Here is a 7812-nt window from a genome sequence, read left to right on the forward strand (position 1 = left end):
GCCCGGGTCCGCGCCCGTGCCCGTGCCCTGGGCCGGGCCGGGGCCCGGGACCGGGACGGGCGGCGGCGGGGCGGCGCTCTGGGCCCGGCTGTTGCCCAACACCCCGGAGGCGATCAGCTTGCGCTGCGCCTTGTCGGTCTCCTCGCGCTCCTTCTCCGCCACCTGGGTGATCTGGCGGGCGGTCAGCGAGGCGAGCATCTTCTCGATCTTCGTGAGCCGCTTCTTGACCTTGTCGCGCTGCTGCTTCTTCTTCGCGCTCAGCGACAGCTGCTTGTCCAGGGCGGCCCTGGCCCGGGTGGCGAGGGCGTCGGCGTGCCGCTCGCCCTTGGTCAGCCGCTCCACGACGGCGGCCTCCCGCACCGCCGCCCGGTCCAGCTCGCGCGCCTGGTCGGCGGCCTTCTCCGGGTGCGGGGTGAGCAGCGTCAGCAGGAAGGTGTACGTGGAGAGCTGGGTGTGGCCCTGATACTGCTGGCGGGCCAGCCGCCCCGCGTCCTCCCGGCTGGCGGCCAGGTCGGTGCGGCTGCGGGCGAGGTCCTCGGTCAGGTCCCGGGTCTTCGCCCGCTGTCTGCGCAGCTTCTCCTCGGTCGCGTTGTACGCCTCGGTCGCCTCTTCCGCCTTCCGGTACAGCGTCTTGAGCTGGGTGAGCAGCCCGGCGACGGACCGGTCGGCGGGCCGGGCGGAGGGTTGGGCAGGGGCGGCCGTGGCCGCCGGTACGGGCGGGACGAGCGCCGCGGCCGCGGTGATCGCCGCCGCGCAGACCGAGCCTACGATCCGTCCTGACACGGGCTCACACCTCCGGCTGCGGGAACGGGGTCCGACGACCACCTCAGCAGGAACGCGGCGTGACAGTCGTACTTTCGGGAGAATGATGGGCAAGTCGGCCCAACACGGTCACTCGTCCGGAGGGCTCGTCACGGCTGGCGGAGTCCGGCGAACCCAGCCTTCAAGGAGAGGTGCGCCGAGCCTCTAGGAACGGGACCACGGCCACTTCGGCCCGCCGCCCGGCCTGCCCTCCGGGTCGTACTCGTACCGCCATCCCCGGATCAGCCCCAGCCGCCGCGTCGTGCCCGCCGGGACGCGGCGGTAGACGTACACGGTCGGCGGTCCACCGGCCTCGTCCGGGACCGGCACCTCGTACGTCTTCGGCGGCTGCCCCGTCGCACCGACCAGCACCGACAGCACCCGGCCGTCCAGCGGCCCGCCGACGAACGGCGTCTCCTCGCTCCTCACCGCGCCACCTTCCGCCGCGCCGCCCTCACGGCCCTCACGGCCCTCACAGCAGGTGCCGCGCCTCGCCGAGCACCGGCGCCACGCGCCGCGCCAGCGTGCCGACCGGGCCCTGCGCGGGCTCCGCGGCGAGCGCCGCCCGCATCACCCGGGCCGCCTGCGGATCGGTGGCCGCGGTGGCGGTCAGCAGCGCCACGAAGTGGTCCACCAGCCANGCCGCCTGCGGATCGGTGGCCGCGGTGGCGGTCAGCAGCGCCACGAAGTGGTCCACCAGCCAGTCCCGCAGCTCCCGGGCCGACGGCTGCTTGTTCTCGTCCAGCCAGATCAGCGAGGCCGCCTCGACCGCCGTGATCCAGGTGCGCACCATCATCCGCAGCCGGGCGCCGGGTTCCTCGGCGGGCTCCCCGGCCGTCAGATGCAGCAGGATCTCCTCGGCCGCGGCCCGCCGCACCTCGTCCACGATGGCGCTCGTCCGCGAGGTCTCGGCCACGCTGCCGCCGTGCAGCAGCGCGCTGAACCCCGCGTCGTGCTCGTCCACGAAGGTGAGATAGCGGTCCAGTACGTTGCCCAGGCGGCTGCTGAGCGGGCCGGTCCGCGGCTCCTCGAAGCACCCCTCCAGCTCATCGGCGGCGCTGCGCAGCGCCGCCTCGTACAACTGCTGCTTGCCGCCGGGGAAGTAGCGGTAGACGAGCGGCCGGGAGGCGTCGGCGGCCGAGGCGACGTCGTCCAGCGACACGTCCTCCGGCGCGCGGTGGGCGAACAGGCCGAGCGCGGCGGCGATCAGTTCGGCGCGCCGAGCCTCGACGCTGAGCCTGCGGTACGCCCCGCGGCGCACGGTGGCCGGGGGCGCGGCCGTCGCCCGGTCCGCGTCCGCCGGGGCGGTGCCACTGCTCGTCGTCATGCCTGGCAGCGTAACCGCCCTCGGGCAGCTGCCGAGGAGCGGCCCGTTGACGAAGCCGCCCGGGATGCGGCCTAGAGCAGGCCGCTGCTCTGCCACAGCTTGCGGCCCACGCCGCGCAGCACCCCGACGTCGTCGAGGAATTCGGTCAGCCGTCGGGCGCCGCTGCGCATCACCTCGCGGCGGTGGCCGCTCGCCCGCACCTGGGCGACGGCCGCCCGCCGGTCGAGGCCGACGTCCGTGTACACCTGGGGATTGACGAACGCGAGCGAGAACACCCGGGCGAACTCGCCCGAGCCGACGCGGGTCAGCTCCTTCTCCCAGCGCGGCGCCCGCACCATCTGGCGGCGCAACTCCTCCCGGGCGTACCGCACGTGGCGCGCCTCCTCCACCACATGGATCCGGGTCACCCCGCGCACCAGCGGCTGGACGCGCTCATCGGGGAACGTCAGCCGCTGCATCCAGTCCAGCACCTCCTCGCCGAGCAGGGTGGCGGTGAACGAACCCGGAGTGGTGGAGAACGTCTTGAAGAACCGGCCCAGGTTCTGGTGGAGCCGGGACACCGGGTACGCGGGGGTGCCGCCCTTGGCGATGAGCCGCGCGAACATCTTGGAGTGGCGGCACTCGTCGGCGATTTCGGTGAGCGCGTAGCGGACGTGGGCGCTGGTCGCGGGCTTGTCGTAGATGTGCCGGGTGAGCAGCTGGATCAGGATGATCTCGAACCAGATGCCGAGCGAGGCCAGCGCCGCGGCCTCGTGCCGCGACAGCAGCATCCGCTGCTCCTCGGACATCCGCCGCCACATCGGGGTGCCGTAGAGGGAGACCAGCTCCGGCGGCCAGAACCACTTGTCCGGCTCGTGCGGCGCGTCCCAGTCCAGCTCGGTGTCGGGGTCGAACGAGTGGCGGGAGGAGGCCAGCAGCAGCCGCTCCGCGACCCGTTCGCGGTCCTTGAGGAGCCCCAGCGCGTCCCGGGGCGCGGCTGATTCGGTCGCGGTCGTCATCGCTGGAGACACCTCGGAGGAATGGTCGCGGCTGGACATCCCTTATGAGACTCTGTGTCAGCAAGCCCGTCAATCCCCCGCGGATATGTTTGGTGCGCAGCGAGGCGAAGGAGACGACGTGTCGACGCAGGACCTCTACGCCATGGATCCCGGCGACCCGATGTGGCAGGTGCCCGCCGCCGGCGCCGCCCGGTTCAGCTGGGAGTACGACGACCACCGGGCCCGATTGCTCGCCCTGTACCAGAAGGGCAAGGACAAGCAGTGGGACGCGACGAAGCGGATCGACTGGAACCTGGAGGTCGACCCGTACGACCCGCTCGGCACCCCCGACGAGTCCCTCGCCCTCTACGGCACGCCCCACTGGGACCGGATGTCCGACCGGGAGCGGGCCGAGCTGCGCCGCCACGCCGCCTCCTGGCAGTTCAGCCAGTTCCTGCACGGCGAACAGGGCGCGATGGTGTGCGCCGCCCGCATCGTCGAGTCGGCCCCCGACCTCGACGCCAAGTTCTACTCCGCCACCCAGACCATGGACGAGGCCCGCCACGCCGAGCTGTACGGCCGCTTCCTGCGCGACAAGATCGGCATGCTCTACCCGATCAACGACAACCTCCAGGAGCTGCTGGGCGACACCCTCCGCGACTCCCGCTGGGACATGGCCTACCTGGGCATGCAGGTCCTCATCGAGGGCCTGGCCCTCGCCGCGTTCGGCCTCATCCGCGACACCACCGACAAGCCCCTGCCGCGGCAGCTCCTCGCCTACGTCATGCAGGACGAGGCCCGCCACGTGGCGTTCGGCCGGATGGCGCTGCGCGACTACTACCGCGACCTGACCGACGCGGAGCTGCGCGAGCGCGAGGAGTTCGTCATCGAGGGCTGCTACCTCATGCGCGACCGGATCCGCGGCGTCGAGATCCTGGAGAACCTGGGCATCCCGAAGGCCGAGGCCGAGGAGTACGCGGAGCGCTCCCCGTATCTGCACATGTTCCGCAAGCTGCTGTTCGGCCGCATCGTGCCGTGCGTGAAGGACATCGGCCTGTGGGGCGAACGCCTCCAGCGCGCCTACGTCGACATGGGCGTCCTGGAACTCGGCGACAGCAACCTGGACCTGCTGATGAACCAGGACGAGGAGATCGCCCAGCACCTGGACGCCCAGCGCTTCGCCGCCGAGGAGGCCGCCCGGACCGGCGAGGTCGAGGAAGCCATCGCGCAGGGCGCGGCGGAGGACTGAGGCGGCTCAGACGTCCGCCGGCCGCGTCGGACGGATGGCCTCGGCGGCCGCCGACGCGAATCCGGCGAGGCTGCGCGGGCAGCGCCAGCGGGATTCCGCCTCGGCGGGGGAGAGTTCGGCGGAGTCGGCCCCGCAGGACCGTATGGCGAGTTCGTCCCAGGACACGTCCTCGGTCGCGGGGTCGCCGATCAGTTCCAGGGCGGTGGGAAAGCCCTCCAGTTGCCCGAAGACGAGGCCCTCGTCGCTCGGGTGCCCCGCGTGGTCACAGGGCGCCTGGGCCCCGTCCGCCGCGACGGCACGCAGCGCGGTGGCGGTCCGGTCCGCCACCTCGGGCGCCGAGTGATGCATCACGTGCCCGTACATCAGCACGAGACCGAGGGCCGGGAAGGCCACGTCGGCGGAGCCGGAGCCGGAGCCGGAGCCGGAACCGGAGTCGGTGCCGTGCGCGCCCCGGGCCTCTTCGAGCCGGTCCACGCACGCGGTCACCACCGCGTCGATCTCCTCGTCGTCGCCCAGGTAGTAGCCCTGGTAGACGCACTCGTAGTCGTCGATCAGGTCCTGCAACTCATTCATGATCGCTGCGACGCGTTGTCGGCGCGGTGTGGTTCCCTCGGTGCACGAGCGCGACCCGTCCCGCCGGAGAGGATCTGCCCTATGAGCCCCTGCCACCACGCCGCCGCCTTCCGCCGTCTGCACGAGGGCCGCACCGGCTTCCTGATGCCGAACGCGTGGGACGCCGGGAGCGCGATCGTGCTGGCCGAGGCGGGGTTCGAGGCGCTCGCGACGACCAGCGCCGGGATCGCGTTCTCGCTGGGCAGGCCCGACCACACCATCCCGGAGGGCGGCAAGGCGGTCTCCCGGGCCGAGATGTTCGACCGCGTCCGCCAGATCACCGCCGCCGTGGACGTGCCGGTCAACGGCGACCTGGAGGACGGGTACGGGGCGGAGCCCGAGACGGTCGCCGAGACCGTCCGGCTGGCCGTCGGCGCGGGCCTCGCGGGCGGGAACGTCGAGGACTTCGCGGACGGCGCCCTGTACGACGAGGAGCTGGCCGTCGCCCGGATCGCCGCCGCCCGCGAGGCCGCGGACGCCGACGGCACCGACTTCGTGCTCACCGCCCGCACCGACGGCCTGATGCTGCGCTCCCCGGCCCCGCTCGCCGACGCGATCCGGCGCGCCAACCGGTACCGGGAGGCGGGCGCGGACTGTCTCTACGTGCCGGGCGTCAACGACCTCGCGACCATCACCACCCTGGTGGCCGAGGTCGACGGACCGCTCAACGTGGTGATGGGCCTCGGCGCCACCAGCCTCACCGCCGACGCCCTCCGCTCCGCCGGGGTCGCCCGCCTGAGCCTCGGCGGCAGCATCGCGCGCGCCGCGCTGGGCTTCGTACGGGACAGCGCCCGGGAGTTGCTGGAGCGGGGGACGCTGACGTTCGCCGAGGGCCAGATCCCGCAGGGCGAGCTGAACGAGCTGTTCGCCCGCGCCCGCTCGTAGGCGCCTTACACCGGTTGCGCCTGCTTCTGCTCCTCCGCCCACCGCAGGAAGGCGATCTGCCGGGACATGAGGGTGACCAGCTCGTACGCGGTGTGCGAGGCGGCCACGGAGGTGATGTCGGCGTGGTCGTACGCCGGGGCGACCTCCACCAGGTCGGCGGAGACCAGGTGGCAGTCGGCCAGCCCGCGCACGATCTCCAGCAGCTCGCGGGAGGTGAGGCCGCCCGCCTCGGGGGTGCCGGTGCCGGGGGCGTGCGAGGGGTCGAGGACGTCGATGTCCACCGAGATGTAGAGCGGCCGCTTGCCGATCCGCTCCTTGAGCTGCTGCACCACCTCGTCGACCCCGCGCCGCATGACATCGGCGGAGGTGACGATCCCGAAGCCCAGCTTGGTGTCCTCGTCCAGGTCCTCCTTGCTGTAGAGCGGGCCGCGGGTGCCGACGTGCGAGAGGGCGGCGGTGTCGAGGATGCCCTCCTCGACCGCCCGGCGGAACGGCGTTCCGTGGGTGTATTCGGCGCCGAAATACGTGTCCCAGGTGTCCAGGTGCGCGTCGAAGTGCAGCAGCGCCACCGGACCGTGCTTGCGGGCCACCGCGCGCAGGACCGGCAGCGCGATGGTGTGATCGCCGCCCAGTGTCATCAGCTGGGCGCCGGTACACAACAGCTCCTCCGCGCCCGCCTCGATGGCGTCGACGGCCTCGCCGAGGTGGTGCGGATTGGCGGTGATGTCACCGGCGTCCGCGACCTGGACGTAGTGGAACGGGTACGCGTCCTGCGCCGGGTTGTACGGGCGCAGCAGGCGCGACGCCTCCCGGATGGCGTTCCCGCCGAAGCGGGCGCCCGGCCGGTACGACACACCGGCGTCGAACGGCACCCCGACCACGGCGATATCGGTCGTGCCGACCTGATCCAGTCGCGGCACCCGCCCGAACGTGGCGGGTCCCGCGAAGTTCAGGGTGCGGTCGGTGTCTTCGGGGGGAATGGGCATGGCCGGATCGCAAGGGATCGCGCTCATGGTGGAACTGGGCCTTTCACGTGGGGGGATCCGCAGTGGTTTCCTGCGTCAACCATTGAATCCCTCGTATGGGTGATTGCCCACCTCGACCTCCCCCTATAAGGAACCCCGCCCCTACCCGAACAGCCGGTACGACCCCGACCCCTCACGGACGTCTAACGCCTGGCGTACGGGGAGAAGTTGAGTCGGACCACAATGATCACCATTCCACCACCGACCCGTTACCGATGGCTTGCTAAGTTTTTGATCACCGCCACCGGAATTGCCGAGGTCATGTGGGGATGGCCCGGGCCGGGGGCGGTCGTGTGAAAGAACGGCCAAAGGGTGCTCTCCACGGCGGTGGGGGGCACCCCTTTGTCCGTGGAATCCGGAGGATGATGGTGGGGTGCGGATTCGAACGAGCACCATCGAGGAACTTCCCCATCTCCAGGACATAGAGCGCGCCGCCGGTCGGTGCTTCCGGGACATCGGGATGGACGAGATCGCCGACGACGAGCCGCTGACCCTGGCGGAACTGGGGCGCTACCAGCGCGCCGGGCGGGCCTGGGTCGCGGTGGACGACACGGACCGGGCCATGGCCTACGTGATCACCGACCCCGTCGACGGGAACACGCACATCGAGCAGATCTCGGTGCACCCGGACAGCGCCCGCCGCGGAGTGGGCCGGGCGCTGATCGAGCACGTCGCGGCGCGGGCCGCCGCCGACGGCGTACCCGCGCTGACCCTGACCACCTTCGTGGACGTGGCGTGGAACGCCCCCTACTACGCGGCCCGTTGCGGCTTCCGGACCCTGACGGAGGACGAACTGACCCCCGGGCTGTGGCAGATTCGGCACAGTGAGGCCGGGCACGGGCTGGACCGATGGCCCCGGGTGTGCATGCGCAGGGACACCTTCTGACGGGCCCGGCCGACGGCCCAAGGGGCCCCGCCGGCGCGCTGGGCCCGGCC

At 72.1% G+C, this 7812-nt stretch carries 9 protein-coding genes; 3 read left to right on the forward strand and 6 right to left on the reverse strand.

Features of this window, described 5'->3' with window-relative positions; translation table 11 throughout:
* The 4 genes from EEJ42_RS12250 to EEJ42_RS12265 all read right to left on the reverse strand — a co-directional run.
* Positions 1-783 (reverse strand): coiled-coil domain-containing protein (locus EEJ42_RS12250; protein ID WP_484422005.1); only part of this gene is annotated, 783 nt, incomplete at its 3' end.
* 183 nt (positions 784-966) lie between these two features.
* Positions 967-1230: a hypothetical protein gene (locus tag EEJ42_RS12255; RefSeq protein ID WP_123099976.1), complete on the reverse strand. Its 264-nt coding sequence runs from the start codon at positions 1228-1230 to the stop codon at positions 967-969.
* 43 nt (positions 1231-1273) lie between these two features.
* Positions 1274-2128: a TetR/AcrR family transcriptional regulator gene (locus tag EEJ42_RS12260; RefSeq protein ID WP_246096393.1), complete on the reverse strand. Its 855-nt coding sequence runs from the start codon at positions 2126-2128 to the stop codon at positions 1274-1276.
* 71 nt (positions 2129-2199) lie between these two features.
* The gene (locus EEJ42_RS12265; protein WP_123099977.1) at positions 2200-3126 is read right to left on the reverse strand and encodes an AurF N-oxygenase family protein; all 927 of its coding nucleotides are present in this window, start codon (positions 3124-3126) and stop codon (positions 2200-2202) included.
* Between the two features lie 118 nt (positions 3127-3244).
* Here EEJ42_RS12265 and EEJ42_RS12270 point away from each other — a divergent pair, with 118 nt between their 5' ends.
* Positions 3245-4354 (forward strand): ferritin-like domain-containing protein, encoded by a 1110-nt coding sequence (locus EEJ42_RS12270; protein ID WP_123099978.1) that lies wholly within the window; start codon positions 3245-3247, stop codon positions 4352-4354.
* 6 nt (positions 4355-4360) lie between these two features.
* Here EEJ42_RS12270 and EEJ42_RS12275 read toward each other — a convergent pair whose 3' ends face one another.
* Positions 4361-4927: a hypothetical protein gene (locus EEJ42_RS12275; RefSeq protein ID WP_123099979.1), complete on the reverse strand. Its 567-nt coding sequence runs from the start codon at positions 4925-4927 to the stop codon at positions 4361-4363.
* 81 nt (positions 4928-5008) lie between these two features.
* Between EEJ42_RS12275 and EEJ42_RS12280 the strand changes: the two genes are divergently transcribed.
* Positions 5009-5851: an isocitrate lyase/PEP mutase family protein gene (locus EEJ42_RS12280; RefSeq protein ID WP_123099980.1), complete on the forward strand. Its 843-nt coding sequence runs from the start codon at positions 5009-5011 to the stop codon at positions 5849-5851.
* Positions 5852-5856: 5 nt separating this feature from the next.
* On the opposite strand, the gene speB is transcribed toward EEJ42_RS12280, so the two are convergent.
* Positions 5857-6837 carry an agmatinase gene (gene speB / locus EEJ42_RS12285; RefSeq protein WP_123099981.1) on the reverse strand — a complete coding sequence of 327 codons (981 nt, stop codon included), beginning with the start codon at positions 6835-6837 and terminating at the stop codon, positions 5857-5859.
* A gap of 412 nt (positions 6838-7249) precedes the next feature.
* Between speB and EEJ42_RS12290 the strand changes: the two genes are divergently transcribed.
* A complete protein-coding gene (locus tag EEJ42_RS12290; protein WP_123099982.1) occupies positions 7250-7762 on the forward strand; it encodes a GNAT family N-acetyltransferase in 513 nt (170 codons plus the stop codon).
* Positions 7763-7812 lie beyond the last annotated feature (50 nt).

Source organism: Streptomyces botrytidirepellens (assembly GCF_003721215.1).
Taxonomy (GTDB): domain Bacteria; phylum Actinomycetota; class Actinomycetes; order Streptomycetales; family Streptomycetaceae; genus Streptomyces; species Streptomyces himastatinicus.

Bases quoted from the DNA above. Each gene is read 5' to 3' on its own strand.
- EEJ42_RS12265 (WP_123099977.1), bottom strand. From the start codon at position 3,126: ATGACGACCGCGACCGAATCAGCCGCGCCCCGGGACGCGCTGGGGCTC.
- EEJ42_RS12275 (WP_123099979.1), bottom strand. From the start codon at position 4,927: ATGAATGAGTTGCAGGACCTGATCGACGACTACGAGTGCGTCTACCAG.
- EEJ42_RS12280 (WP_123099980.1), top strand. From the start codon at position 5,009: ATGAGCCCCTGCCACCACGCCGCCGCCTTCCGCCGTCTGCACGAGGGC.
- speB (WP_123099981.1), bottom strand. From the start codon at position 6,837: ATGCCCATTCCCCCCGAAGACACCGACCGCACCCTGAACTTCGCGGGA.